Below are 25,480 nucleotides of genomic sequence, written 5' to 3'. Positions count from 1 at the left end.
AATGCCGCCAAATTTTCGATCCGCGCCTACATCGAGCATGTCTTCGCGCATCAGAAGGGCAGGTTCTGGCTGTTCATCCGCACCATCGGCCTCGCCCGCGCCGAGGCAAAGCTGACCCTTTGCAACCTCGCCTACAATTTTAACAGGCTGATCTTCCACGAACGCCGGGCAACCATAGCCTGAATCTGCCCAAAATCCCGGAGAATGACCGAAATCGCCGGATACAAAGACCGGAAATGGCCAAAACACCGACCTCATGGACACCGAAAGCTCCAATGCCACCGCCTCTCGACTGATACCTATCACATCAGCCGGTTTTTGCGGGTGTCCAGCTAAGCCCCCTGTCCAGAAAACCGCCACCACCTCAGTGCGCATGAAGGACTGTCTATATATTGTTCGAGATATGGGGTGACCCTTCATGCCTGCGCCAAGGCTACGATACCAATCGTTCGATAAATTTCGAATAATTATCATGCTGTTGCCGGTTGTCGAATCGTTCGCCCAGCAATCGTGATACGTGCTGCATTTGCTTGACGCGGCCAGGGTCGTTTGCAAGCTCGGTCAGCTGTTTAGCCAGGATATCCGGGTGGCCGGCTTGGCAATAAATGCCGGCACCTTCGGCGATCAGCATGTCGATTTCGCCATCGAGGGACGTAACGAAGCCCAGACCGGCGGCCAGATAGTCAAACAGTTTGACCGGCATCTCGACCATCGACCCCAGCGCATAGGAACACAGGCCGATCTGGGCCTGAGCATAGATCGGGCCAAGTTCGTGCGGAGCGACCTTGCCCAGGAAGACTAGCGTTTCCGGATAGGCCCGCGCGAGTTGTTCAATTCTTGGTCGTTCCGGGCCGTCCCCCGCCACTACAATCCGCACGCGACCCAGCGGGGCCAGGGCTTCGACCGATGCGGCCAAGCTAGGAATGTCATATGCATCGCCTAACGTGCCCGCATAGACGCAGGTCAGCCCGTCAAAGGGCGGCAGGCGCCGGGCATCGGGAATTTCCCGCATCGTGCGACGAACGTCGGCGACATCGACACCGAGATAGAAGGTGTCGACCGGGCAGCTCGTCACCGCCCGTGCCACATCGGCATAACCCGCCGTACAGCCGACGACGCCGGTCGCCTTGCGCAGAAGCTTGCGCCGACGGGCATAGAGCGGTGCCAGCAAGGGGGGCACCAACGGGCGCAACAGCTTTGGCGCGGCGACCGCAAACATCTCGGGCCACAGGTCGAGGATGTCGACGATCAGCGGAATGCCGTTTTTGCGCGCATAGCGCCGCACCGGTCCGCTGAAGAACAGCGACGGCTCGGCCAGAACGATGACATCCGGCTTGGACAGAGTCCGACTGGCCGTGGCGAACGCCCGGCCGAAGGATTGCTCGTACCTGATCCGGCCGAACGAGATGTTGCGCACATAAGGCTGCGCAGGAAGGCAATGGATCGCCACGCCGGGCAATGCCGGATCCGCGTGCACTTGCTGGCGAAAGGATTTCGAACGATGCTCGAAGTTCGACAGGAACCAGGTCGGGCGATGGCCACGCGCGGCTAGCGCCCGCGCCAGCATGCTGCTGCGATATTCCCGCCATCCTTCGCTGGGCAGGGTGCCGTAGGGATTGACGATCCAGATATCGAGTGGCCGACCATCCATGACGGGGCCGCTCAATGGATAGGCTCCGGCCGGATCACCGCCTTCAGCGTATCCAGGATGACTCTAATATCCTCGGCGACCGAGACGCGATCGGCATAGTGCGCCGCGATCTGCAATTTGTCGGGCATGATGACCGAGCGATAATAAGCATCGGGATCGGGCTGGCGGACGAGCAATTCGGCCTCATTGCGATATTTGATCGAGGCCCGGTCGGTAATACCGGGACGGACCGACAGGATGCGGCGACGCAGGTCGTCGGGATAGAGCGCGACATAATGCGGCACTTCGGGGCGCGGGCCGACCAGGCTCATATCGCCGCGCAACACGTTCACCAGTTGCGGCAGCTCGTCGATCTTACTCTGGCGCAAGAAGTGGCCGACCGGCGTGATCCGCGGATCGCGCCCGACCGTGATCGCATTGGTCGTGTCCTGGGCCACACGCATCGTCCGGAACTTCAAAATTTCGAATACGCGCCCGTTACGCCCGACCCGAGGTTGCCGAAACAGGATCGGACCTGGCGAGCTGAAACGTACCGCAAGCGCGGCCGCCACTAGAAAGGGCAGGGTGACCAGCAGTACGATGGCGCTGGCCGTCACATCGATTAACCGTTTTAACATGATGATGTCTTCGTTCGGCCCGCGCCGTGTAAGGTGCCGGCCCGTTGCCACAAGATGACTGATCCGCCCCCCGCCGTCATAGCCCAAGCTAGGCTATAGGCGTCGGCGATGCCGGTCACGCCCCGTCGGGCGAACAGTCCTGACAAGGCGAAATAAAGAACAGACCACCCCAGGCCAAGCGCCGCAGCATGGCGAAAACTGTCCGGGATGCAGAAGATCGCCCGCATGAGCATGACCCCGATCAACATGGCCGCCATACCCGGCGCGAGATGCGCCAGGGCGGATGCGACCTGCCGGGCGGCGTCGGCATCGAAGGCCCCCCGCTGGAACAGCAGCGAGACAATCTTGCCGGAAAAGCCGAAGATGCCGAGCGCGATCAGCCCCGCGCCGCTGCCGATGCCTAGGACGATCAGCGCCAGGGTCCGCCGGAACTGTGCGACGTCACCATGCGCTGCGATCCGTGCCAGCATCGGCACGGCGATCGCCGAGGGGCCCAGGATGACGAGGTTACCGGCACCGATCAGAATCCGCTGTGCATAACCCAACGATGCAAGCGCACCTTGTCCGGTACGCGGTGCCCAGAAGGAGTCGATGACGGCATAGCTGGAGAAGCATGTCAGCGCGACCACCGACAGCCAGGCCGAGGATCGGATGGCGACGGTCGCCGCTCCGCCGGGTTGTGACCCCCGATGCCAAGCGAAGTGACCGCGCTGCACCCCCCAGCCGATCAGCGTCACGACCATCGTGCCAACCAGCACGCCGACAGCCACGATGGATATGGCCCGGACGGGAACCGTCAACAGTACGAGGATGGAGACGATGCCCGGCGGTAACGACAGCATCGCCGCGGTAATCTGGCGACCTACCGCGTTGAGGCGCGCGATCAGCAGTGCGTTGACGATCTGGACACCGCCGGTCGTCCACGCCAGCGTGATCAGCAACGGCAACAGCGGCTGGTCCCGGATGGTTGAGCCGGGGGGTAACAACAGCGTGGGCTGGAGGAAAAGCGCGGGGACCGCGCCAAGCGCCATCGCCACCGCCAAGAGAAGGATTCCGCCCAGAAACCGGCCCGACACCTGGCGTTCGCGCTCGGGATCGTCGGCGACGCGTGCAATCTCCGGGACCGCGATATAGCTGACGCAGGTTGCCAGCAGTCCGGCCAGGAACGTCGGCAACCCCAGTGAAAATACATAGGTGTCGACATTCTGTCCGGCACCGAACCGGGACGCGATGATCGCTTGCGCCGCGAAATTGACAAGGCTTCCGCCAACGCCGCAGCCGGTGATCATCAGCAGACGAAAGGCCCGTGACCACATGTCTTGGTTCAGCCTGCTGCGCGAAGCTGGTCGAACAAGGCGTTGAGCAACGGACTGGGCGTGACTAGGCGACGGCCAGCCAGGCATGCGGCCCAGAATGCTAGCGTGCTGTCGTTCGAGACGATGGTGCGATACCCGCTCATCAGTCGCAGAGTTTCGTCCGCGGACGCCGAGGCGCTGGAAACGAGCGAAAGATTGTTTCCGGCCAGCTCGGGGCCACGGATCGCCTCTTCCACGAGGTCTTCGCGGTTGGTTATGATGAACGCCCCGGCGGGCAATTCCTTGAAACGCTCCGCCAGATAGGTGCGCTGCGACTGTTCGTCGTTGAAGAAGTCGCCCAGTCGGATGTGGTGCAGCTCGTCGCCCTCGATCTCGTTGGGGCGCACGTTCAGTTCACCCCGGATACGGTCGATCTCGCGACGGATCGCTTCGCGTCCGAAGGGGCTGTAGAAATGCGTGCCTTGGAAATAGGCATCGACGAACGTCGTGCCGCCGATGGTGACCGTGCCACGTGCCGACAGGCGGGCCCGCTCAAGTAACTTGGGCACGCGAACGCGCGATATCAGCCGGGCGACGGGCGACGGTTGCGGATGATCGGCAAATGTCGTGCTCAAGCCAAAAGCATGGGGATAATTGGCATCGTGGACCAGTTCGGGGTCACGTCCATCCGCCAGCAGCCGCGCGTAGAGGATTTGAAAGATCTGGTTGCCCAGTCCGCCGTGCGTACGCACGACGACGTTACGACCGCGTCGCGTGTTGGTCATGATGCTGCCTGATCGCTTGTGGAATGGATTTGATTCACCAGCTGCGTCCGATACCATAAAATATCCGGGCGGCGATCCGCCTTGCGGGCGAGCGGAGATGATTGGCCTCGATCGCGACGGCATCGTACCGCCGCAACGCGCGCTCCACAAACCCCGCCGGAATATCGTCGAGACCATGAATCAGCAGGTCGAAGCGGCGGAACATCTTAATACGGCGCATTGCCAGGCGCGATTGCAGCAGGCTGCCGGTTATCTGATATTCCGAGAAATCGAGCATCCCGTTCGATGGGAATATGTGATCTTCCAGAATGGACACGAAGCCCTCGGGCGTCGCCAACCGCCGCAACAGCGAATCGCTGGGGAAAACGTTGCCGTTCGCTACGCAACTCAGTTCGGGTGGCGTAAGCCCCAGCGCGATCAGAAGCCGGTCGTAATTCTCATATCGCTCGCCTGTTGTCAGGATCAATGGCTGGGTCAATACGTCGCGCAACAGCCGGTGCGAAAAGATCGTATCGCCATCGACAATGAAGACATAATCGGTATTCAGAGTCGCCACGGCAGACAGTTTTATGAACTGTTGCAGGAACCAGCCCGGAGCCCGGTTGAAGCTGGCCAATCGATCGCGATGTGCACGCAGATAGGCGCTAACCTCTTCCACGCCATCCAGCGCCTCGTCGTCGATACAGCGCGTGCCGGCCGCGAAATCTGAGTCATGATCCGTGCAGGCGGCAGGGCGAACCACGATCGGCAGAATGCCATCCGCCGCATAATAATGGGACGCGACGGCGGTCGTGGGCAAGGCCCTGGGGCCAGCGCAGATCACAAGCGGGAGCATGGCGATTGTCCTGGACGAACGTTGGTGCGGGTGGCGACGATGCAGCGGTGGCCGACCGATCAGGCCGCAGTATCATGGGGGACGGCGTTACCGGTATCGGACGATGGCAAGGACTTTGCACCGATCGCACGGCGGAATAGCCAGTTAGCGATGCAGATTAGGACGATACCGTTGAAATATCCCTGAAACGCCTCGGCCATCATTATGAGCGATGGATAGAGCGAGAGCATAAGCAACGCGCTGGATGCGCTTGTTTTGCTACGCTGCTGAAGCGATCGGAAATAGGCATGAAGAAGACCGGCAAGCATCATCAGAGCAATGATGCCCAGGACGCCCCCATGCCAATACCCCTCGCCAAGAATGGTCGGTGACACGCCACCCTCTATGCCGAATATGTCATGTGAGAATTGTACTGACAAAGGTTGTGGTTTTCCGGGCCACAACGAAGACGGCACAGCGATTGTCAACGCTTCGACAAAAATTGGAAAGAACAGAATATAGTGACCGAAAGTTTGCATATGGTATATCGTCTGTTGGACGATATCGGCCCCCATTGACCGCAATGCAACAGTGTACGTGATATCGGGGCGGGTTAGCGTAATATAATTTAGATATTCAAGATAGCTGCCGTAATTCGAAGCGTAAGGAATTTCACGCTGGATACCGTACAGGGTGAATGCGATCATCAGCAAGATTGAACCGATGACGATGTATTTCCCCGATATCGGACGAACATAGGAATGATAAAAGAAGACGGCCTGTAGTAACGGGAGAAAAATCAATGCTCGAAAACCCAACTGACTAGCCGGGAAAGTAGCAATAAGACATATAATGATAATCTTCGCCGCTCCGGCCCGACCGCTAAATTGGTTGATATTGTTGAGTAAGGTCGCACACATGCCGATCGCCAGCATGGTCGTGGCTGGAAAGAGAACCCATCCCTGTCCCCCAACTCCCGCAGTTCGCCATGCCTCGCGCGTTTCCGCAAATGCCGCAAAGCCGCCATTAATGATGACCAGCCCTAAAAAGGCGGCATAACCGAGCAGAAAAATGCCAGCACAGATCAGGTTGACGCGCGTTCGCGGCCAGACCACCGGTTTTGGGGGAGGCCCGACGACCGGACGTGCACCGATCGAATACATCACAAAGACAAAGATAACTTGTGCCATGATCATAAAGCCGCCAAGCCAAAGAATGTCGGCGGTCGACGTCAATGGTGATAATGCTTCGAAGCGAGGAAGGTAGTAATTTGCTCCCAGAAACAGGTTCAGAGGCAGTTGGATGATGAAATAGACTTGAAAAAGGATATGTGGGGACAATGCCGTCGCGCGCCGGTCGAGACTTACCTGTCCGATGACGATCGCAATCGACAGAAATAGGAATAGGAAGCTCAGCACAGCTTATGCCAACGCGCCCTTGACAGCTTCGATGACTCGATCTTGATCTGCATCGCTCATCAAAGTGTACAGCGGCAGGCTGACCAGACCGTGATAGGCGCGGTCCGCGTGCGGATAGTTCCTCGCCGTCAAACCATAAGTGTCCCGCCAGTATGGCTGACGGTGCAATGGAATATAGTGCACACTTGTACCGATCCCCGCTGCGCTGAGCGCTTCGATGAACCGGGCGCGAGTGTCAAGGTCGCCCTCTTCCACCGTGAGGCGAATGGCATAGATGTGCCAGGCATGGGTGTCGCCCTGTGCCGGTCGGGGTGCATCGGTGATCGGCAGTTTAGCAAAGGCGTCATGATACCGGCGAGCCAGCACATCGCGGCGTTCTGCAAAGGAATCGATTCGGGTAAGCTGAACTCGTCCAAGTGCAGCGGACATGTCGTTCAGGTTATACTTATATCCTGGTGCGACGACCTCATAATACCATGCTGGCGTCTTCGATTGAAAACGGTCAAAGGCGTCGCGATTTATTCCGTGCAGGCGCATGACCCGTATCCGCTCTGCCAGTGCGGGATCGCGGGTGACAACCATGCCGCCTTCGCCGGTCGTCATTGTCTTGTTCGCATAGAAGCTGAACACAGTGATGTCGGACGCCAGCGTGCCGACTAGGGCACCCCGATACATTGTCGGAAATGCGTGCGCCGCATCCTCGATCACGCGCAGGTCATGCCGACGGGCGATGTCCAGGATCGCATCCATGTCACATGCTAGACCGCCGTAATGGACGACGATGATCGCTTTGGTACGCTCGGTGATGCGGCGTTCGATGTCGGCCGGGTCGATATTGAGCGTTGCCGGATCGATGTCGGCGACGATCGGATCGGCGCCCATGTAGCGCACGACCTCAGCCGTGGCGGTAAAGGTAAGGGTGGGAACGATCACTTCGTCGCCTGGCGCGATGCCGATCGCTTCCACCGCAAGATGTAGCCCTGCGGTTGCCGAACTGACCGCCAGTGCGGTAACGTCGCCACCCAGATAGCTTGCGAATTCCTGTTCAAATGCACGGGCGTTGGGGCCGGTAGTGACCCATCCGCTGGCCATCGCCTGGCCGACAGCGGCCTGTTCGGCCCCCCCAATATCGGGGAGAGCATAGGGGAGGAAGGGCAATTGTGTCGTCGTCATGATCGACCCCATAAAGAACCTGAGGGGCGGGGAACAGTCCCGAAAATCAGCGATCGATCAAACGGCGTGCCGTTCCGCTCCGGTGATCGACACTATCGCCAAGGCGATTGCGATCGAAGCGGTTGCCATCATGACGCAGGCCGATCCGATTCAACCCGACTGCGATGCCGTAATCGCTATTAGCGATGAACTGATTGCCGCTGACGGTCGCATCGACGCCTCGTGCCGGATCGGCATTGGCCTGTAACAACAGGCCCGACTTCCGGTTATTGGCAATACGATTGTCGAGAATGGAAAGCCCGGTGATCGAGCCCACGCCGTCATAAGTTCCCGCGCGTACGCCCGTGGCTCCATTGTTTTCGATCCTGTTCTTGCTTAACGTCACCCCACGCACGCCGATTGTCGCGACTGCGCCGAAATTTCGCTCTTCGCTGCAACAGACGCCGTCGAGCCCGTTATAGGCGATCTCGTTGTTGACGATGACGACCCGTTCGATCTGAACGCCCGCCGAACTGATGAATATGCCGCACCCCTTGTTGCGGGTGATCGTGTTGTCCTCGACCTCGATCGGACCGACGCCGCGGGTGATCGCGATGCCGCTGCCGACCGATTCCCGGTCGCCCTTCCGGCCATTTTGGGTGATCGTGTTACGGCGCAGGACAACGTCGCGCACCAATGCGCCGTATAGGTTAATGCCATATTGCATCCAGTCGGTGATCATACAGTCCTCGACGATCGTGCGACTGGTCCGCCCGCGCCGGTTGCTGGCGGGATCGTTGACGATGGATATGCCGGACTGAAACGTGTCGTCGGTGATAGCCGACAATCGGTCCTTGCCGCCCTGGAGCGACAGACTGGCGACGCGCCCCCCGCCACAGTGCAGAAAGCCGATACCGTTCGCATCGCTTCGATCGTTGCGAATGATCGAACTTGGCCCCGCGCCGGTGATCTCGCAATCGTCGCCGGTGACGTGAATGGCGTTGCCAAACGGAATCTGACTACCGCGAAATTGCCAGGCGCTGGTATGGAGCGTCACCGATGCCTCGAACTGGAGCCGGGTCGCGTCGACCGGCATGAGCAGGCACCCGGTGACGCGGTAGGTCGCCGGACCCGGCAGGACGACCGTGCCGCCGCGCGACAGCGCCTCGTTGATAGCAGCCGTATCGTCTTGCCGGTCGTCGCCGACGGCGCCATATTGCCTGACATTGCCGCCGACTTGGTCAAGTCGGAAGCCGCGTCCATCGACGGTAACCGCCGAGGATCGCGGAAAACGTTGGACCCAAGCCTGGTCGACCCGTGGATCGAAGACATAGCGCCCGCTGCCGACCCCCTTTTGCGACCAGCCTTCCGTCACGATCGTCGTCACACCGGAAGGCGGTGACATCGTCGCGATATCGACGAACAGGCTCACATTTGCCGCCGCCCGAGCACAGGCTGCAGTGGGCAGGCCCCATATCATCGCCATGATGGAGGCCTGTCGCAGCAGGTCGCGACGCGACATCAACCGTGGCGGAGTAGAGCGGGCATCTAGGTCGGGCATGAAAATGTCGTTCCGGAGCAATTGGGTAGCGGCCGTGCTGGGCATCGGGTGCCGGCTTTTCGATTGGTGGATGTATTAGCGACATAAAGCTTATGCGAAACCGAACGATCCGCTAAGGCTGGCACCTTGCGTCAGGTTAGCGCGCCACACACGCAGACTTTGAACCGGCAATTGGCATGTCAGTATCGGTACGATCCATCTACATACCACATGTAAGCTTGAACGCCATCGTGCTAATCGGGCTGCTTGTGACGATCTGGCTGGCGGGGCGGTGTGTCACGGGCTGATGTTCTGGGGCAGGCGGTGGTCCGAATTGCCGCGTGGATCGCTATCGTCGTGGTCGCCTTTTTTTGGTGTCCGCCCATCGATAACCCGGGTTCGTCCGGCATTGTGGATACTCTCCGCTGCGCTGATTTTGGTGCTTGTACAACTTATACCATTGCCGCCCGCTGTTTGGCAGTTGTTGCCCGGCCGATCCGAACTGGCCGGGGCCAACGATCTGGGCGGCGTGGCCAACGTGTGGCGACCGATCGCGATCGTGCCAGGTGCGGCGGTTAATGCCACCGGATCACTGGTCGTTCCCTTTGCAGTGCTGCTGCTCATCGCTGGACTCGACGAACGTGAAGTCGAGTAGCTTCCAGCAATGGTCCTGGGGATGGTGACTGCGGCAGCGATGCTGGGGCTGCTCCAGTTTTCCGGCTCTGGCTTCGACAACCTCTTCATCAACGACTCCCCAGGACAGGTCAGCTGCAACCTTGCCAACCGCAACCATTTCGCGCTGCTGCTTTCCTTGGGATGCGTTATCACTCCAGTCTGGGCATTCTCCGGCAGGAATGATTTTGGTTGGCGTGATCTGCCTGAGGTGGTGCCGGAAATCTGGACAGGAGGCTAAGCTATCCCTGACGTGAGGGATTGACGGCAATGAAGACGACGCGGAAGCGGTATAGGGGTGAGTTCAAGGCCAAGGTGGCTCTGGAGGCGATTCGAGGCGACCTTGTCCGTCGTCAGAACAATTGGCGCAACTCGCGGCGTAGATTAGCGGAGTGCGGCCCTCGTCTGTGGCTTGAGGTTGGGAACGAAATATTAGACTATATCAGCAATGGCGGTTGGACGAACGATACTTTGTCAGACTTCGCTTGGACAATTTTCTGGCCTTTGGTGATAAGCCTTTGCGTGCGGCTCAAGCCAGCGGTGGGCAGATCCGCGTCACCCGGATGCGAAGCATAGACGTCTCAGCGTCGCTTGCCCTCTCTTGTGGGTCAGAAGGCTTATGGACGGACGTTGCCGATTCCGCCGTTCTGAGGCATCATGTTTGCCGACATTAAGGGAATAGCATGTTACGCCAAATTTATATGTCGCCGCTCGGTTCTGTGATCTCGCTGATCATGCGCGGCATGTCTTGGCTGCATCGCCCTTACATGGTCTACGGCTACAAGGACAAACCAAGCGGGTTGTTCCGCAAGCATACACGGATCAGCTCCACTGCCGCCCTTATCGACAGATCTAAGATTGCGATGGGCGACCACGTTTGGGTAGGCCACAACTCGATCGTCGATGGGAGTAATGGGGTGACGATCGGCGACGGAGTACAGATCGCTTTTGGAGTCCACCTCTTTACCCACAGCAGCCACAATGCCGGCCGATTGCACGGCCAACACTATATTGCCGTACCCGCAGAAGAAAGGATTGGATATGTCCGGGGCCCCGTGACCATTGGCGAGTACACGGTCATCTGCTCTGGCGCTATGATCTTGCCGAACATCACCATTGGCAAAGGCTGTGTTGTCTCCGGTGGGTCGATCGTCACTCATGACGTGCCTGATTACGCTATCGTTCGTGGCGGACCGGCGCGCATCGTTGGCGATACGCGCGCTGTGGATGCTAAGTTCTGGGGCGAAGATGGCGTCGCGCAATCTCATTTTCATGCCAAGGACGTGGAGTCTTGGATCGCAGACCAAGACCGCAAAGCGTCACATTAAGCCCGTTTGCTTTTTTCCGCGGAGGCGCTGCGTCCTGCCACGGGTCAGGTGGGGGACCCAGATCGTCGGGACGATCAACCCGCTTTAGCAAGGCAGCAAACGGATATTCTTTGTCGGCAGCCATCGCTCTACCTCACTTCGCGTACGGAAAGCAGCGAACGGTGCCGGCGAAGGCACCAGAACCGCTGTTAACTACCAGCGTGCCGTCTGGGTTGATCTGGCCGCTATCCTGACCACTGAAGATGGGAAGCGCATATTGCGGACGCTTCCCCACAGGCATCGTAAAAGCAGCCTCTCCATTGGCGCCGCCCGCAATCTGATACGAGACAGGCGGCAGACATGAGCAGGGCAAGGGAAAGGACGGGATATATTATCGGGTTTATAAGCCCATTAGCGGTTTTCGCCTAGCGGGCCTTTCATACCTGGTACCGCATAATTCAGCGCTCTGCCGACACCACATGATTAAGGAACCATCGGTAAGTTTCCCCTACTCCGTCGGCGAGAGCGACCGATGGTTTCCAGCCCATCGCTTCAAGCCGGCTCGAGTCCATCAGCTTGCGCATCGTGCCGTCGGGCTTGGTCGTGTCAAACACGATCTCGCCCTCAAAGCCGGTCACCTGTGCCACCAATCGCGCCAGATCGGCGATAGTCACGTCCTCGCCATAGCCGACATTGATATGGCTGAGCATCGGTTCGGTGTTCGCCTGATACTGCTCGAGCGGCAGCTCCAGAACGAACAGCGATGCCTCGGCCATGTCGTCGACGTGCAGGAATTCGCGGTACGGCTTACCTGACCCCCAAATGACCACCTGCTTGGCCCTGGCCTCGACCGCCTCGTGAAAGCGCCGGATCAGTGCCGGCATCACATGGCTGTTTTCCGGATGAAAGTTATCCCCTGGGCCATAGAGATTGGTCGGCATAACACTGCGATAGTCGGTACCATGCTGACGGTTGTAGCTTTCGCACAGCTTGATTCCCGCGATCTTGGCGACCGCGTAAGGCTCGTTCGTGGGCTCGAGGATGCCTGTCAGCAGCGCATCCTCAGGCATGGGCTGCCCAACCGCGCGCGGATAGATGCACGACGATCCCAGGAACAGCAACTGGCGGACCCCATTCGCGAAAGCCTGATGAATGACATTACATTCGATCATCAGGTTTTCGTAAATGAAGTCGGCTGGATAGGTGTTGTTCGCGTGGATGCCGCCTACCTTGGCCGCCGCTAGGACAACTCCGTCCAGCGCTTCGGTCGCGAAAAAATCACGCACCGCATGCTGGTCGGTTAGGTCCAGTTCAGCGTGGGTGCGCGTCACCACAGTGGTGCCGCGCTCTCCCAGTTTGCGGGCGATCGCCCTGCCAACCATACCGCGGTGCCCTGCAACGAATATCCGCTTGCTCGCCGAACTGTGATGTTCATCGACCATGTCAGACACCCTTGGCGATCGGAGCGTCGCGCATCAAGAGAAGATCGGCCTCGACCATCTCGCGCGCCAAGTCGCGCGGGCTGGTATCGTGCGTCCATCCCAGTTTTTGCTTGGCCTTAGTCGGATCACCGATCAGCAATTCGACTTCGGTCGGACGAAAATAGCGCGGATCGACCTCTACCAGGCAGCGCCCGGTTTCCACGCAATAGCCCTTCTCGTTCTCACCTTCGCCTTCCCAGCGCAGTGTGATGCCTACATCCTCGAACGCCCATTCCACGAAGGTGCGCACCCGCGTCGTCTCGCCGGTCGCCAGAACGTAATCGTCCGGCGTATCCTGCTGCATCATCATCCACATGCCGCGGACATATTCGCGTGCGTGCCCCCAATCCCGCTGTGCGTCCAGGTTGCCGAGCCACAACTTGTCCTGGCGGCCCAGCTTGATCGCAGCTGCGGCCCGCGTGATCTTGCGAGTCACGAACGTCTCGCCGCGCAAGGGGCTTTCATGGTTGAACAGGATACCGTTCGACGCATGCATCCCATAGGCTTCGCGGTAGTTCACCACGATCCAGTAGCCATAGAGCTTGGCCACGCCGTACGGCGAGCGGGGGTAAAAAGGCGTGGTTTCTTTCTGCGGCACTTCCTGCACTAACCCGTACAGTTCCGAGGTGGAGGCCTGATAGAAGCGAACCGTCTTTTCCATGCCGAGGATCCGAATCGCCTCGAGCAGCCGCAACGTTCCAATCGCATCGGCGTTGGCAGTATATTCCGGCGTCTCAAAGCTGACCTGCACGTGGCTTTGCGCGGCGAGGTTGTAGATTTCGGTCGGCTGTACCTGCTGCACGAGGCGGATCAGGTTGGTAGAATCGGTCAGATCGCCATAATGGAGATGGAACCGGGCATCCTTCTCATGGGGATCCTGATAAATATTCTCGATACGGCCCGTGTTGAACGAGGACGAACGGCGCTTGACACCGTGGACGTCGTATCCCTTCGACAGCAGCAGTTCAGCGAGATACGCACCGTCCTGCCCGGTGATACCGGTGATAAGCGCAACCTTCTTCGTCATAATGGCCCTTCATTTTTTTGGCGCAGACATGCCAATCCCGATCAGGTCTGCCGTCTCGTAAAAAGCGGTTAGCGTAAAGGCGTGGGGCTTCGCGAGTATTTTCTAGCCCCTCGGATTTCAGTGATTCGAATATCAGCGCTGAGATGACCTGCCCCCGTCGAGTGGACCGGGTTGATTGTTAGTGGATTATGCTCGTGAGCTGCTACCCGATCTTGGACCACCCGGCTGGCCGGTTCACCAGCGATATCGGCGGCTTGTTGCCGATCGCGCTATGTGGTCGCACCTCGTTATAGTCTCTGCGCCAACTCTCGCATTTTCCGACCGCGTCGTCGAGGCTCATGAACCAGTGCTGGTTCAGGCACTCCGCCCGGAACTTTCTGTTGAAGCTTTCGATGAACGCGTTGTCCGTCGGCGTGCCAGGCCGCGAAAAGTCCAGCGTGACGCCCTTCATGTACGCCCACAGGTCGAGGTCGCGGGAGACGAACTCGCTCCCTTGGTCCACCCGGATCGACGCTGGATAGCCGACCTCACCGCAGACGCGGGCCGATGACGCGCCTTTGCGTCAGCGGCTGCGTGAACTGGCGGGCGAGCGGCACCGGTTCGGATATCGCCGCCTTGGCTATCTGCTGGCGCGGGAGGGCATGGTGCCGAACCACAAGAAACTGCTGCGTATTTATCGCGAAGAAGGGCTGCATGTCCGTCGCTGTGGTGGCCGCAAGCGGGCGTTGGGGACCCGCGCGCCGATGACACTGCCGCAGGGCCCGAACCAGCGTTGGAGCCTCGACTTTGTCTCCGACAGCCTGGTCTGCGGCCGCCGCTTCCGCATTTTGTGCGTGGTGGATGACTTCTCGCGCGAGTGCCTGGCGCTGGTGGTCGACACATCGCTGTCGGGCGCAAGGGTGGCCAGGGAGTTGAGCAACCTGATCACGATGCGTGGCAAGCCGCACACGGTTGTCAGCGACAATGGCACCGAACTGACCTCATCAGCGATCCTGCGTTGGTCGCAGGAAAGCCAGGTCGAATGGCACTATATCGCGCCGGGCAAGCCGATGCAGAACGGCTTCGTCGAAAGCTTCAACGGCCGCCTGCGGGACGAATGCCTGAACGAAACACTATTCACATCGCTGGCCCATGCCAGGTCCGTCCTGGCAGCATGGCGGCAGGACTACAACACGGTCCGGCAACATTCCAAACTGGGCGGAAAACCCCCGCCGAGATCGGCGGCCAACGTGTCTGGGGGCATGCCCTCAGACACGTTGCCATCCAATCAAACACCCATCATGAAGGAGCGAGACTCTACCTCTGACTGGTAACAATCAGGGGAGCACGTCATTTGCGGTGAATTGTCGATGTGGTCCGTTTGCCTGAAGGAATACCCTCGATGCGCATCTTCGTCACCGGCGGGGCCGGGTTTATCGGCTCAGCCTTGATACGTCATTTGATCGAACACAGCCCACACGAGGTGCTCAATTTCGACAAATTGACCTATGCGGGGACGCTTTCGACAGTGGAGCGGGTTTCCGCATCTAACCGCTACCGCTTCGTTCAGGGCGACATCTGCGATGCCGAATCCGTGCGAGCGGCCATTATCGCGTTTCAGCCGGAGGTGATCACCCATCTGGCGGCGGAAAGTCATGTCGATCGCTCGATCGATGGGCCCGGTGCCTTCATCCAAACCAACTTGGTTGGAACCTATACGATACTGGCCGAGGCGCGGGCATATTGGCTTGGGCTGGACGACAACGCCAAAGCGGCGTTCCGCTTCCATCATATCTCGACTGACGAGGTCTATGGTTCCCTTGGCGATACCGGCCTGTTTACCGAGGAAACGCCCTATGACCCGCGTTCGCCTTATTCGGCGTCGAAAGCCGGGGCAGATCATCTGGTCAGTGCCTGGGGACATACCTATGGCCTGCCAGTCCTCATCACCAATTGCTCGAACAATTACGGGCCTTATCACTTTCCCGAAAAGCTCATTCCGTTGATGATCGTCAAGGCGCTCGCTGGGGCTCCGCTGCCTGTCTACGGCAAAGGCCATCAAGTGCGCGACTGGCTCTATGTCGAGGACCATGTCCGTGCGCTGCAGGCGGTGTTCGAACACGGCATGCCGGGACGGACCTACAATGTGGGCGGCAACACCGAAAAACAAAATATCGAAGTGGTGACTACCCTTTGCGCGATCCTCGATGAATTTCAGCCACGCGCCGATGGCAAGCTTTACGCAGAGCAGATCGCCTATGTCACCGATCGGCCAGGCCACGATAAACGATATGCGATCAACGCCAGCCGGATCCGTGACGAACTCGGCTGGACCCCGCGAGAAACCTTCGACAGCGGCATACGCAAGACAGTCAAATGGTATCTCGATAATCGGGATTGGTGGGAGACGATTGTTGCCGAACACCAAGCGGACCATCGCCGCGGGCTATCGGCGTGAGCATATCGGGAGGAGCAAGCCCGGTGCGCACGATGCGCTGCTTTCGCGCAATATGATCGTCGATATTCTCGGCGAAATGATCGGAGCAAGAGCATGAAGGGCATCATTTTGGCGGGTGGTTCGGGCACGCGGTTGCAACCAGCGACGCTGGTCGTGAACAAGCAATTGCTACCGATCTACGACAAACCGATGATCTACTATCCGCTTTCAGTTTTGATGCTGGCGGGTATTCGTGATGTGCTGATCATCTCCAGTCCCGAATATCTCGGCAATTACCAGCGACTGTTTGGCACGGGGGCGGCGCTTGGCCTGACAATCAGCTATGCCGAGCAGCCCAGTCCTGACGGCCTCGCCCAGGCCTTCACAATCGGTGCCGATTTTATTGGCGATGACAATGTCGCGCTCGTATTAGGCGACAACATCTTTTTTGGTGCAAAGCTGACGGAACTGCTTACCCGCGCCGTCGCCCGTACCCGCGGCGCGACGATATTTTCTTATCGGGTCGAAGACCCGGAACGCTATGGTGTGGTCGAATTCGGCGAGGGCGGCCGTGCCGTCAGCATTGAGGAAAAACCCTTAAAGCCAAAATCGCACCATGCCGTGACAGGCCTGTATTTTTACGACAATCGCGTCGTCCAGTTTGCCCGCGATTTGAAGCCATCGGCGCGCGGCGAGCTTGAAATTACCGATATAAACCGTCTCTATCTGGAAGTGGGCGAGCTGTTCGTTCAGCAGGTGGGCCGCGGCTATGCTTGGCTCGACACCGGCACACATCAAAGCTTACTTGAAGCCAGTGAATTCGTGCGGACGTTACAACATCGTCAGGGCATCCAGGTCGCTTGCCTTGAGGAAATCGCATTTTACCAGGGGTTCATTACCGAAGCACAAGCGCGGGAGGCAGCCGAGCGGTTCAAGAATACGGCATATGGCCGGGCGATCTTGAATGCCGTACAAGGAGGCTAGCACTACTTTTGCAGAAGTGTGGGATATTGGCCGGTTTTACCAACCTCCATTGATCATGACCGACGCACCCATTTGCGTTGTCCGATGGACATGATGCGCCACGGCTTGTCGACGAGCTTGTTCCAGGCCTCGCAGTAATGGTCGACGATGTTGTCAGGAACCTCGAGCTGGACACCCGCAAAAACTGTTGGCATTTGGTGCGTTGTGGTGATTCAGTGGCGTGGAGCGAAGATGGAGCCCGGTCATGGATCCCAAGTCCTTGTTCAGTTTGGGCGATCACCTTGCTGCCCTGAGCAAGGATGGCAATCCGCTCGAAGTTTTGCAGCAGACGGTAGATTTTGACTATTTCCGCACCTGGCTGGTTGAGGGGCTGATCTATGGCGATGGCAGCAAGGGGGGACGCCCGCCGTTTGATCCGGTGATGATGTTCAAGGCGCTGATCCTGCAGGCGCAGCACAATCTGTCGGACGTATCGCCTCCAGCGCCACTTTGGCCTTGAACGCGCCTGTATACCGCTTCCGCGTCGTCTTCATTGCCGTCCATCCCTCACGTCAGGGATAGCCTCGCCTCCTGTCCAGATTTCCGGCACCACCTCAGTCGTCACCGCATAGGGTTCGCTCTATCTGGCGGCGGTGCTTGATCTGGCAACGCGTATGATCGTCGGTTGGCGATACGCGACCATATGCGGATCGAGCTGCCGTTGGCGGCATTGATGATGGCCGCGCAGCGACAACGACCAGCATCGCGCCGCCCCAGCGTGACTCGGCGCTGGGTTATCTCAGCCCTATCGAGTTTGAACGAGAGGCTCGTGTGACCCAAATGAGCTTATCTCGGTGTCCGTCAAACCGGCAGCAGGCTACATAGTGAAGTTCTACGTTGAACTTATTATCAAATTAATTCCGTCAGTGTTTCCGAACCATTTTGAAACTCACGCTCGCGGCGATCGATCGCTGCCCCCAGTTTCGCCAGCGCCTGCCCCAGCGCACCACCTGCCACCTCCAAGGCGAGATCCCGACACCTGAGCCGCGACAGCATCGCCTGATGCTCCTCGATGCGCTCCGCCTGGCGCTGAATTTCGTCGACCGGCACGGGGGCCGGCCGCATCCAGCGGGGTAGATAGGCGAGCACCGCTTCGGGCAGGAAGGTGCGGTAGACATTGGATGTCTGCTCATAGCGCGGGCCAGGCCCCTGCCCTGCCACCCGCTTGAAGCGGCGCTGGCGCACGATGAAGCCGACATCGTCGAGCACATGCAGCGCGCGGGCGACCGTCACGCGGCCGAGGCTGGTTGCTTGGGCCAGATAATCATAGGTCGGGAACACCTGGCCGTGGTTGAGCCGCGCCAGCGTCAGCAATTCCTCCAGCACGCGCACCGCCGCATTGGTGAGCGAGGCGAGCCCGCGTTCAACCGGCGTGAGCTGGCGCCCGTCGGCGCGCGCATCGCGCCGCAAGCGGCGCCCCGCGTCCAGCGCCTTGCGCGCGGCGCGTAAGATACGGTCGGTTTCCCCCGGCGCAGGTGGCGTGAAAAAGCTCTTTTCGAAGGTGCCGGCCTCCACGCTGCCGCGCAGGATCCGGGCACCGCTGGGTTGCGGTGCGCCCGATCGTGCCGGGCGGCGCAGACACAATCCACCAAGCGCCTGGAGCGAGGCTGCTCCAACCGTCATCGTCGCCATCGTACAGCCCTTTTGATGGAGGCCATGCAGGCAAAGGAAAAGCGTGGCGCGAAGCGCGCATCCTTGCGACGGAAGTCTGGATAGGATATCTAACGAATCGTTCTGAGCGATGATGCCCGTTTGGCGACGGGTGTTAGAGTAGAGCCTATCGGGATGCCCGGCCTTCGTGCCGGGTTTCCTTTATCCAGTCATGGAAACCCCCTTATGGTGACCAATCGTCGTCCCGGCGATTGGGCAGTTCTTCCCATCGCGCCAACCGATCGAGCGGATGTCAGCAGGAAGAACCACATTGAAGGTTATCGGCCGCCGGGTGATTGCGGCCAAGCTGGCTGAATCGTGCTTTGACCCGGCAAACCTCGTGAAGATTCGTGCTTTCACACGGAAAAGTCATTTTGGGGAAGGCGGTGTGCTCGGTGCGGGCGCAGCACGGACCGACTTGGCCCTTGAGGGATTTTCGACGCGCGCTTTCGAAGGCGCCCTCCCCCGATATCGTCCCCAAAACGGACTTGTCGTTCCTGGACGGGGCAGGATAAAGAGACGTATTTTGTGGACGGTTTTCGCGACATCGACGATGGACCGGCGCGTTCGTCCACAAAACGACCGTTTGGGAGACGCGATCGATGGCCGGTATTTTGGGATATGCCCGCGTCAGTACCGGCGATCAGGATGTCGCCGGGCAGCGGCTGCGGCTCGAACAGGCTGGCGCGATCCGGGTGTTCACCGACGTGATGTCGGGCAAGAGCATGGATCGGCCGGGGCTGGCCGAGCTGCTGGAATACGCGCGAAAGGGCGATACGCTGGCGATCGTCCGGCTCGACCGCCTCGGCCGCTCGCTGGGCGAATTGCTGACAACGGTGCAAATGCTGCGCGAGCGCGACATTGCGTTGCTCAGCCTGGAGGAGAAGATCGACACGTCGTCCGCAGCCGGCGAGCTGATCTTCCATGTTTTCGGGGCGATCGCGCATTTTGAGCGTCGGCTGATCTCCGAACGGACTCGCGATGGCATCGCTGCCGCGCGGGCGAAGGGGAAACGGCCGGGACGGCAACCGCTTGACGCCGACAAGGTAAGCGCGGCCCTCAAACTTATCGCAGCAAGCGTGTCGCCAGCCGAAGCGGCGCGCCAGCTTGGGATCGGGCGGTCAACCGTCTATCGCGAAATGAAGCGGCTCGGTATCGCTCGACCGACATAGGTCGACTATATCGGAGAGCTGGGTCGCGCCAAGGCTATCGGGGGCACCACAGCCGTTTTTTCGGGAAAACCATAGACCCAATGAATCGCTTGCCTCGCCGAGCGCCAGTTTTGGCGTCTGTCACGCAAAAAACCGAACCAGCGTCCGGATCCGCGGGCGCCCTCCCCTTGGCGACGGTTGCTTCTCCTCGACCAAGGTCAGCCCATATTCAGGCAGCGATTGCTGCTCGGCGACCTCGCGCAGGTGTTTCTTGAAATATTCGAGCCCGCGCTTGTCGGTTGCACAGCCAACGCGCGCCGCCAGCGCTTCCATATCGACCTCAAAACCCTCGCCATCGGCGCAATTGAACTTGGCCAGCTCGTAGAGGCGCCGCTCGATCGGCCCGAGCTTGAAGAAGTCGAGATGATAGGCCGCGATCCGGCGATCCGCGAGGATCGCGCGATACAGCCAGTCGCACACCATCACCTCGATCCGCTTCACGCGTCGCTCGCCCGTCGGCAGCTTGGCATATTTGATGTCGGCCTTGAGCAACCAGGAAAAGGCGCTGTCCGACCCCTCCCCGCCCGTTTCGATATTGGTGATGATCTGCGTGCCCTGCAGGCGGTTGAGCGACGCCTTGAGCGAGGTGTAGGACCGCGCCGAGGCGTTGGTGCTGGTCACGCGAAACAAATCGTTGGCGGTGAAACTCATCACGCGGTCGACCTGTTCGCCGCGCTCCATCCGCTCGGCCATCAAACTGGCGATATAGAGCAGGATTTCCTTGTCATAGATGGTGGCAACGCCGGTCTTGCTCGGATTGATCTCGATCCGGGCATCGCCGTTTTCGAACACCATCGGCGTCATATGGGCCTTCTTCGACAAAGCGAAGAACGGGAACTCGGCTACCGTCCGCTCCCCCTGGACATCGCCATAAAGCGGGCTGGCCAGCTGGAACAGGTCGCCTTGCTTGAGTAATATGTCGTCCATCGCTCTACTCATCTCTGACCCAGTCGAGCATGGGTGGGTCGCGGGGCGGTGTCCACAGCATTGGCGGCGCCGAGCGGGTTTTCCGTGCGAAAGCACGAATATTGGCATCGGCGCAGCGGCGCTGGTCGCTTAATGGCCACGGATCGTGCTCTCGACGTCGCTTTGGACGGCTAGCCGCTGGATTTTAGAGGCTTTGGCGTGGAAATTGGCCGTGCTCGCGAGGATGCCGGGTTTCGGTTCGTGCTTTCACGCGGAAAAACGCGCCTGGGTCGCGGATCGCACCCGCTGGTCGGGCGCACAGGGCCGTCAACCCGGCGCAGCTTTGGAACGGGAAGTCGCGTTGCAGCGCGGGGCGCGGGCAGCGGCTATAGAGATAATATCAATATGGATATCCATAGCGATATCGCCTGAATGGTAATTGCCATGCCATATGCAAATGGTGTCGATTGCGATATCGACATTTTGTAGCAAAGGGTTTATCCATCGCCGCCAGCAAAGGAGCGCACCATGCCAGCAATCTCAGTGGCCAATCCCAAGGGCGGTGCCGGCAAAACCACGCTGACGCTGGTGCTCGCCAGCGAGCTCGCGCGCAGCGGCGCCGCAGTCACCGTGATCGATGCCGATCCCAATGCGATCATCGCTGGCTGGGGCCGCAAACGCAGCGAGCAAGGCAAGGCCTTGCCGTTCGAGATCATCGCCAGCCCCAAGGAATCCGAACTGGTCCGCGTCATCGATCACTACACTACATCGCATGACTTCGTGCTGATCGACCTCGAGGGCACCGCCTCGCGCATGACCTCGCGCGCGCTCGCGCGCTCGCACCTGGTCCTGATCCCGTTCAACCTTTCCCCGATCGATGCCGAACTCGCCGCCAATGCGGTCGCCCTCGTCCAGGAAGAAGCCGAAGCGCTCGGCCGATCGATCCCTTTCCGCTTGGTCCGCAGCCGCGACAATGCCGCGATCGAGACCAAGACCGCCAAACGCATCGTCACCGCGATCAACGACGCAGCATTGCCGCTGCTGACTGCAGCGCTGGTCGAGCGCGCAGCGTATCGCGACATCTTCGATTTCTCGGCGACGCTGGACGAGCTGAGCGACAGCCAGACCGCTGGCCTGCCCGCTGCACGCCGCAACGCGCTCGAGGTCGCGCGCGCGGTGGTCGAGGCGGTGCAACAGGAGATGCAGGCATGAGTGGCTACGGGTTCGGGAAGAAGGCACCGGCGCCGGCAGGGGTAGGGGATCCGACCAAGCTCGATTTGAGCGGGATCGTCCGCGCGCCGCTGAGCGTCGATCCAGCGCGCGAAGCTGCGGCGATCGCGCGCGGCAATGCGCTCGGCTTTGTCGACCGCGGCGATCCGGCAGAGGGACCGGCAGAAGGGCAGGGGGCGACGCCCGTCCGGCGCCGACGGCAAGCCGCCCCGCAGAGCAGCCTGTATATCAAGGGCCCGAAAGAGACGCTCGACTGGTTCATCGACTTCACCAACCAGCGCGGCCATCGGTCCTATTGGCAGGCGCTGGCCGAATTCCGGGACCTGGTCGAAGGCACGCGGACATCGGCGCCCGACCGAAGCTGACGGGCAGGCGACGCGACCGTTACCGTCAACGCGTCATCGGCGTCGTCGCGAGATCGATCAGGGGAGGGCGGTAGGGCAGCTTGGCCCCCGTCGGAAGGGTCGCGGCTTCGCGATCCAGCAGCGAAGCGCGATCTTTCCAGCTGAGATAGATGCGGCTGCGCAAAATGCCGAAATCGAGTTTGCGCCCAGCCCCCCGCCAGAAACGACCGGCCGAGAACGGATCATAATGGGCATTGGCGAGCAGATAGACGCTGAGCCGGTCCGCCTCGATTTCCGCCTGGCCCATCAAGCGACCGTTTTTGCCGATCTCCGCCAAAATCCCCCAATGCGCGCCGGCGGCCTCGAGCCGGGCCCGATGGCGCAGGATATTGTGCGAGAGTTCATGCGCCAGCACGACCGCAAGCTCGTCATCGCTGAGGCTATCGAGCAACCCCGCATCGATCTGGATGATCGCGCCATCCGCCGCAGAATCGTTCCCGGCGCCGAGCAACACTTCGAACGCCGAGCGGCAGGCCGGCACCGGGGTGACGACAAGGGTCTGCTCCTGCACGCCGCGCTTCACGCCAAGGGTCAGCGGGGCGGCTTGCGGTAACCGCTCCAGTTGCGCCTCGACGCGATCGCGTTCTGCGGTGGAGGGCGGCGCCGTCGCGCCCGGAAGCGCGGCCGACACCGCAGCGCCGTTGATCGAGACCAGCGAATCGCCCTGGCGCACCCCGGCCGCCGCAGCCGTCGATCCCGGCACGACGCCCTCGACCGCGACGCCCGTTTCAAACCCAAAGGCTGCACGGGCTGCGGCACGTGCGTCCACGCCATATTGCCCAAGGCTGTGCAGTTGCAGGCCGAGGCCGGGCTGGTGATCGAGGCAAATCGCGGCATTGGCGGTCGCGAGCCGATAGCCGACCGAGGCGACGCGGAGATCGGCCTGGCGCAACGCTGCGAAGGCGGCAGGGGAGGGCGCTTGTGACGGGGGCGGGGCGGCTGCCCCCACCAGAAGCGCCACGAGGGCAAGGCGCAGCCCGGCACGCAATGTTGAGACCATCGGCAGCCCTTTAACGGTTGTTCAAGAGCAGGTCATCCTCTATCGGCGGCACTCTCGCGCTCGGGGCGCGACATCCAGGGCCCTTCCTGCCGAAATTCGGATATGCTTGAACGCCTTAGAAACATTCTGTCGAAACCCAAGTCGTTGCCGCGCCGCCAGATACCAGAGGGGCGACGCGTCTATGCCATTGGCGACATTCACGGCCGGCTCGATCTGCTCGACGATCTGCTCGCCAGGATCGCGGTCGATCATGCCGCGCGCCCGCCCGCCCAGCAGACGCTGATCTTCCTCGGCGACCTGATCGATCGCGGCCCGCACTCCGCCGCCGTTATCGACCGTGTCATCGCCTTGCAGCGCAGCGAAATCGACACGCGCGTGCTGATGGGAAACCACGAAGAAGTCTTTCTCAAGGCCTTGAACGGCAGCGTGGACGCCTTGCGGCTGCTATGCCGCTTCGGCGGACGCGAAACGATCTTGAGCTATGGCATGGACGAAGCGGCCTATAATCGCGCCGATTATGCCGAAGTGTTGCGCGACCTTTCCCCGCTCGTTCCCGACAGCCACCGTGCCTTTTTGGCACAGCTGGAGGACCGGATCGAGATTGGGGACTATACCTTTGTCCATGCCGGAATCCGGCCCGGCGTCGCCTTGGCGGACCAAAAGGCGAATGATCTCCGTTGGATCAGGGACGACTTCATCACGTCGAGCGCCGACTTCGGCACCTGTATCGTCCACGGCCATACAATAACACCAGAGGTGGTCGAGCGGCCGAATCGAATCGGCATCGATACAGGCGCTTATGCGACGGGGCGGCTCTCTGCGCTGGCTTTGGCGGGAGACCAAAGATGGATCCTTTCGACGCAAGCCGCGTTCGGTACGTCGCCAGACGCTTGATTAAGGCAATCCATACCGCTTTGCTCTAAGGGGCGGCCTGTAACATTTTTGCTGCACTGCCAGAAAACATGTCGAATTTATGTTTTTTTGTTTGTTTGAGACAGCGGCTGTGCTAGCCGCACAGCCGAGTACTGCAGTGAATGCCTCTCACGAGGTTCATCATTAAGTAAGACAGGGAGTTACCAATGAATCTCGCTAAGATCGCAGCCTCGCTTGCCGCAGTGTCGCTGGTTGCTATGCCAGTTGTGGCATCGGCCAAGAAGCCTGCTGCTTCGCTTTCGCTGAACAAGTCGGTTCGCGTTGGCAAGACCTCGTCGAAGAAGAACGGCATCGCCCAGGCCGGCATCATCATCGGCGTTCTCGCCGTTGCCGGTGCAGCTGGCGGTATCGCTGCTGCAACCAGCGGCAGCAGCAGCAACTAATTTTCCTAACCTCCGGGTTATGGTACGAAAACGGCGGCCTTAATGGTCGCCGTTTTTTATTTTCTCTCTGATTTTTTGAGAGAGCAAATTCGGCTTTTTAAAGCCTGTTGTGGCAATCCTAGGTGTCGATGGCGTACGAGGGATCTGCCCCCCCCCCCCCAAAAAAAAGGGAACGCCGCTTTTTTCCAGCGCGCTGTGCAACGGAAGACCTTTAAGCTGCTTTTTCGTTACTCGCCCGACTGCTGCTGAATAGGTTGAATTCGCGGCGCGACGCGCGACTGATCGTCCAAAGGTTTTTGGAAGGCGGCGGTCGGGTTACTGGTTGTGTCGGGACGATACCGTTCAATTCGCAAGCTCACCCGACTGTCGATCCGGCTGATGACGCGGTTATTGATACGATTCTCGTTGAGATTGGCTGGCTGGCCCTTGGCGGTCAAGCGAGCGCCATAGGTGGTCGCTGCTTCACGAACCGAGCGAGTCTGCGCCTGCGCGGCGGTGCTGATCGTTAGCGCAAGGGCGGCCATCGTGATGAGTGTCTTCATACAAATCCTTGCCCGCGCGCTTC

General features: G+C 60.0%; 25 protein-coding genes and 4 pseudogenes. 14 read left to right on the top strand and 15 right to left on the bottom strand.

All coding sequences use genetic code 11. The features are described 5' to 3' along the window. Positions 1 to 183: pseudogene (locus H4W01_RS22250) on the top strand (IS5/IS1182 family transposase); the annotation flags it as partial. Positions 184 to 433: 250 nt separating this feature from the next. On the opposite strand, the gene H4W01_RS22245 reads toward H4W01_RS22250, so the two are convergent. Genes H4W01_RS22245 through H4W01_RS22210 form a run of 8 tightly spaced genes read right to left on the bottom strand, consistent with a single transcriptional unit; the run spans position 434 to position 9,218 of the window. After that, complete coding sequence (locus H4W01_RS22245) at positions 434 to 1,666, bottom strand: glycosyltransferase family 4 protein (RefSeq protein WP_209613628.1); 1,233 nt, start codon at positions 1,664 to 1,666, stop codon at positions 434 to 436. Continuing rightward, on the bottom strand, positions 1,663 to 2,268 hold the full coding sequence (locus tag H4W01_RS22240) for a sugar transferase (protein WP_209613625.1): 606 nt from the start codon (positions 2,266 to 2,268) through the stop codon (positions 1,663 to 1,665). Before H4W01_RS22240 ends, H4W01_RS22245 begins: the two co-directional genes overlap by 4 nt. Then, positions 2,262 to 3,671 (bottom strand): lipid II flippase MurJ, encoded by a 1,410-nt coding sequence (locus tag H4W01_RS22235; RefSeq protein WP_209613623.1) that lies wholly within the window; start codon positions 3,669 to 3,671, stop codon positions 2,262 to 2,264. The genes H4W01_RS22240 and H4W01_RS22235 overlap by 7 nt, the downstream gene beginning before the upstream one ends. Next, the gene (locus H4W01_RS22230; RefSeq protein WP_209613621.1) at positions 3,593 to 4,348 is read right to left on the bottom strand and encodes a hypothetical protein; all 756 of its coding nucleotides are present in this window, start codon (positions 4,346 to 4,348) and stop codon (positions 3,593 to 3,595) included. Before H4W01_RS22230 ends, H4W01_RS22235 begins: the two co-directional genes overlap by 79 nt. Positions 4,349 to 4,382: 34 nt before the next feature. Next, a complete protein-coding gene (locus tag H4W01_RS22225; RefSeq protein WP_209613619.1) occupies positions 4,383 to 5,183 on the bottom strand; it encodes a DUF6492 family protein in 801 nt (266 codons plus the stop codon). A gap of 59 nt (positions 5,184 to 5,242) precedes the next feature. Continuing rightward, positions 5,243 to 6,580, bottom strand: a complete 1,338-nt coding sequence (locus H4W01_RS22220) for an O-antigen polymerase (protein WP_209613617.1) — start codon at positions 6,578 to 6,580, stop codon at positions 5,243 to 5,245. A gap of 3 nt (positions 6,581 to 6,583) precedes the next feature. Further along, a complete protein-coding gene (locus H4W01_RS22215; protein WP_209613615.1) occupies positions 6,584 to 7,753 on the bottom strand; it encodes a DegT/DnrJ/EryC1/StrS family aminotransferase in 1,170 nt (389 codons plus the stop codon). Between the two features lie 46 nt (positions 7,754 to 7,799). After that, a complete protein-coding gene (locus H4W01_RS22210; protein ID WP_209613613.1) occupies positions 7,800 to 9,218 on the bottom strand; it encodes a right-handed parallel beta-helix repeat-containing protein in 1,419 nt (472 codons plus the stop codon). A gap of 538 nt (positions 9,219 to 9,756) precedes the next feature. On the opposite strand from H4W01_RS22210, the gene H4W01_RS22205 reads away from it, so the two are divergent. The 3 genes from H4W01_RS22205 (at position 9,757) to H4W01_RS22195 (ending at position 11,272) form a co-directional block, all read left to right on the top strand. Continuing rightward, positions 9,757 to 9,927, top strand: coding sequence for a hypothetical protein (locus H4W01_RS22205; protein WP_209613611.1), 171 nt, complete (start codon positions 9,757 to 9,759; stop codon positions 9,925 to 9,927). Between the two features lie 21 nt (positions 9,928 to 9,948). Then, on the top strand, positions 9,949 to 10,185 hold the full coding sequence (locus H4W01_RS22200; protein ID WP_209613609.1) for a hypothetical protein: 237 nt from the start codon (positions 9,949 to 9,951) through the stop codon (positions 10,183 to 10,185). Positions 10,186 to 10,627: 442 nt separating this feature from the next. Continuing rightward, complete coding sequence (locus tag H4W01_RS22195; RefSeq protein WP_209613607.1) at positions 10,628 to 11,272, top strand: acyltransferase; 645 nt, start codon at positions 10,628 to 10,630, stop codon at positions 11,270 to 11,272. Between the two features lie 437 nt (positions 11,273 to 11,709). Here the strand turns inward: H4W01_RS22195 and fcl are convergent, their stop codons facing one another. The 3 genes and pseudogenes from fcl to H4W01_RS22180 all read right to left on the bottom strand — a co-directional run. Then, positions 11,710 to 12,693 carry a GDP-L-fucose synthase gene (gene fcl / locus H4W01_RS22190; protein ID WP_209613605.1) on the bottom strand — a complete coding sequence of 328 codons (984 nt, stop codon included), beginning with the start codon at positions 12,691 to 12,693 and terminating at the stop codon, positions 11,710 to 11,712. Position 12,694: 1 nt separating this feature from the next. Then, positions 12,695 to 13,759, bottom strand: coding sequence for a GDP-mannose 4,6-dehydratase (gmd, locus tag H4W01_RS22185; protein WP_209613603.1), 1,065 nt, complete (start codon positions 13,757 to 13,759; stop codon positions 12,695 to 12,697). A 202-nt stretch (positions 13,760 to 13,961) separates the two neighbouring features. Next, positions 13,962 to 14,285 (bottom strand): annotated as a pseudogene (locus H4W01_RS22180) (integrase core domain-containing protein); the annotation flags it as partial. Between the two features lie 13 nt (positions 14,286 to 14,298). On the opposite strand from H4W01_RS22180, the pseudogene H4W01_RS22175 reads away from it, so the two are divergent. From H4W01_RS22175 to H4W01_RS22155, 5 genes and pseudogenes are all read left to right on the top strand, one after another. Further along, a pseudogene (locus H4W01_RS22175) lies at positions 14,299 to 15,072 on the top strand (IS3 family transposase); the annotation flags it as partial. A gap of 68 nt (positions 15,073 to 15,140) precedes the next feature. Further along, positions 15,141 to 16,196 carry a dTDP-glucose 4,6-dehydratase gene (gene rfbB, locus H4W01_RS22170; RefSeq protein WP_209613601.1) on the top strand — a complete coding sequence of 352 codons (1,056 nt, stop codon included), beginning with the start codon at positions 15,141 to 15,143 and terminating at the stop codon, positions 16,194 to 16,196. A 93-nt stretch (positions 16,197 to 16,289) separates the two neighbouring features. After that, positions 16,290 to 17,159 carry a glucose-1-phosphate thymidylyltransferase RfbA gene (gene rfbA / locus H4W01_RS22165; RefSeq protein WP_209613599.1) on the top strand — a complete coding sequence of 290 codons (870 nt, stop codon included), beginning with the start codon at positions 16,290 to 16,292 and terminating at the stop codon, positions 17,157 to 17,159. Positions 17,160 to 17,403: 244 nt separating this feature from the next. After that, on the top strand, positions 17,404 to 17,658 hold the full coding sequence (locus tag H4W01_RS22160; RefSeq protein ID WP_209613597.1) for a transposase: 255 nt from the start codon (positions 17,404 to 17,406) through the stop codon (positions 17,656 to 17,658). A gap of 112 nt (positions 17,659 to 17,770) precedes the next feature. Beyond that, positions 17,771 to 17,904: pseudogene (locus H4W01_RS22155) on the top strand (IS3 family transposase); the annotation flags it as partial. A gap of 143 nt (positions 17,905 to 18,047) precedes the next feature. Here the strand turns inward: H4W01_RS22155 and H4W01_RS22150 are convergent. Continuing rightward, on the bottom strand, positions 18,048 to 18,830 hold the full coding sequence (locus H4W01_RS22150) for a helix-turn-helix domain-containing protein (RefSeq protein ID WP_209613595.1): 783 nt from the start codon (positions 18,828 to 18,830) through the stop codon (positions 18,048 to 18,050). Between the two features lie 620 nt (positions 18,831 to 19,450). Here H4W01_RS22150 and H4W01_RS22145 point away from each other — a divergent pair. Then, complete coding sequence (locus tag H4W01_RS22145; protein WP_209613593.1) at positions 19,451 to 20,020, top strand: recombinase family protein; 570 nt, start codon at positions 19,451 to 19,453, stop codon at positions 20,018 to 20,020. A 120-nt stretch (positions 20,021 to 20,140) separates the two neighbouring features. On the opposite strand, the gene H4W01_RS22140 is transcribed toward H4W01_RS22145, so the two are convergent. Continuing rightward, complete coding sequence (locus H4W01_RS22140) at positions 20,141 to 20,986, bottom strand: replication initiator protein A (RefSeq protein WP_209613591.1); 846 nt, start codon at positions 20,984 to 20,986, stop codon at positions 20,141 to 20,143. A 507-nt stretch (positions 20,987 to 21,493) separates the two neighbouring features. Between H4W01_RS22140 and H4W01_RS22135 the strand changes: the two genes are divergently transcribed. Both H4W01_RS22135 and H4W01_RS22130 read left to right on the top strand, forming a co-directional pair. After that, a complete protein-coding gene (locus tag H4W01_RS22135; RefSeq protein ID WP_209613589.1) occupies positions 21,494 to 22,177 on the top strand; it encodes a ParA family protein in 684 nt (227 codons plus the stop codon). Beyond that, entirely contained in the window at positions 22,174 to 22,560 is a 387-nt protein-coding gene (locus H4W01_RS22130; RefSeq protein ID WP_209613587.1) for a hypothetical protein, read from the top strand. Before H4W01_RS22135 ends, H4W01_RS22130 begins: the two co-directional genes overlap by 4 nt. A 25-nt stretch (positions 22,561 to 22,585) precedes the next feature. On the opposite strand, the gene H4W01_RS22125 is transcribed toward H4W01_RS22130, so the two are convergent. After that, entirely contained in the window at positions 22,586 to 23,599 is a 1,014-nt protein-coding gene (locus tag H4W01_RS22125; RefSeq protein ID WP_334685446.1) for a M48 family metallopeptidase, read from the bottom strand. 102 nt (positions 23,600 to 23,701) lie between these two features. Here H4W01_RS22125 and H4W01_RS22120 point away from each other — a divergent pair, with 102 nt between their 5' ends. After that, positions 23,702 to 24,493, top strand: coding sequence for a metallophosphoesterase family protein (locus H4W01_RS22120; protein ID WP_209613585.1), 792 nt, complete (start codon positions 23,702 to 23,704; stop codon positions 24,491 to 24,493). A 185-nt stretch (positions 24,494 to 24,678) separates the two neighbouring features. Further along, on the top strand, positions 24,679 to 24,915 hold the full coding sequence (locus H4W01_RS22115) for a hypothetical protein (RefSeq protein WP_209613582.1): 237 nt from the start codon (positions 24,679 to 24,681) through the stop codon (positions 24,913 to 24,915). A gap of 227 nt (positions 24,916 to 25,142) precedes the next feature. Here H4W01_RS22115 and H4W01_RS22110 read toward each other — a convergent pair whose 3' ends face one another. After that, positions 25,143 to 25,457, bottom strand: coding sequence for a hypothetical protein (locus H4W01_RS22110; protein WP_209613579.1), 315 nt, complete (start codon positions 25,455 to 25,457; stop codon positions 25,143 to 25,145). Positions 25,458 to 25,480 lie beyond the last annotated feature (23 nt).

It is taken from the genome of Sphingomonas sp. PL20 (assembly GCF_017875905.1).
Classification (GTDB): Bacteria; Pseudomonadota; Alphaproteobacteria; order Sphingomonadales; family Sphingomonadaceae; genus Sphingomonas; species Sphingomonas echinoides.
This window is presented reverse-complemented; position numbering and strand designations above follow the sequence as displayed.